Annotated in this window: 1 protein-coding gene; it reads right to left on the bottom strand. The window is 39.4% G+C overall.

Annotated features, from left to right (window positions below; all coding sequences use genetic code 11):
• Window positions 1–236 precede the first annotated feature (236 nt).
• Entirely contained in the window at window positions 237–989 is a 753-nt protein-coding gene (locus tag ACFVSH_RS26800; protein WP_387708866.1) for a hypothetical protein, read from the bottom strand.
• Window positions 990–1,233: the final 244 nt, after the last annotated feature.

The following is a 1,233-nucleotide window of genomic DNA, read 5'->3' as shown; positions in this document are numbered from 1 at the left end:
GGCCAGATACAAAGTGCCGCGAAGTTTTGACTTCAGGGAACAACTGCCAAAATCAGCTGTAGGGAAAATATTACGCAGAATTTTAATGGAGGAAGTGACACAGAGCCCTACTGTCAGGGAGAGATAAGCAAATCATTTATCGTTAGGTAGCTCATATGAAACCCTAAATAAGTGAAACCTTTTTTTGAGGTTCCCCTTATTTAGGGTTTTCCATCTTATCTTTATAAACTATAAAACTACTTTCCTTTTAGGGGAATATCAAATGAAGTCCCCTCCACCAATATTTCATGAGATTCACCATCGGCTATATCATCGGTAGTGAATGTAAATGAATCGAGCCGTTCGAAGTTTTCCTCGGGATCAACCAAAAGGCCAATTGTGCCATTTCTTATTTCTCCTGGTTGGTAATCTGATCGGCTTACTTTTTTTGTCCCCATAAAAGTATCCCCGGAATGGATGAAAGTTTTAGAAGGCACATCATATGTAAGATCATCATTGAAAGTCACATTTTCCATGCTGAAGAACTGAAGTTCCTTCGAATCTTTATTTTCCACGGAATATGTTATCTCCAGATAGGAAACCTCTTCATCAATATCCGTTTTAGACAGCGCAGCTTTTTGATCGATTTCCTCCATGGATAAATCCTCTTTATAATATATCGAATAGGCCTCATCAAAACTCAAACCCGTATAGGACTTGAGCTCCTCCTTTGCTTCATCTGTGAGTGAAGACAATTGAATCCTGCGGATATCCTTGATTGTGATGACCATGGGTGCCAATTCAAATGACTCATTAATGGACTTCGTTTCTAGCAATGTGAAGGTTCCCCAATTTTTTTGGCGGACCTTATCGCCGACTTGTTCTAGATGGATCCCGCCATATTCCTGCACCTCAGGAATTTTGGACTCCTTGGCTTCCGCATTTGTTCCTTTTTCCGTTTTATCGATCTCGAAATAATTGAAGGCAATTACACTTAAACAAATAAGCAATAATCCAACAATTCCTGTAATGATCCATCTCTTGCGGATACTTCATCACCCCTTGTCTTAAACCATTGATGTCATAAACTATAATATACCATTTTTTCGCAAATGGCGGGATTGGGCAACTGAAGAAATTAAAAGGTTGAGCCCGGTAGACTTCCTGGTACATGCCTCAAGGCTGCTTAATTAAATAAAGTGTTTAACTTTTACGATTGGCAATCACTTTGTTGAAACGGTTAGGACTCATACC

The organism is Peribacillus sp. NPDC058002 (genome assembly GCF_042886655.1).
GTDB lineage: Bacteria > Bacillota > Bacilli > Bacillales > DSM-1321 > Peribacillus > Peribacillus aracenensis.
Note: the sequence above shows the minus strand (reverse complement) of the source record. Positions and strands in the feature narration are given on the sequence as shown.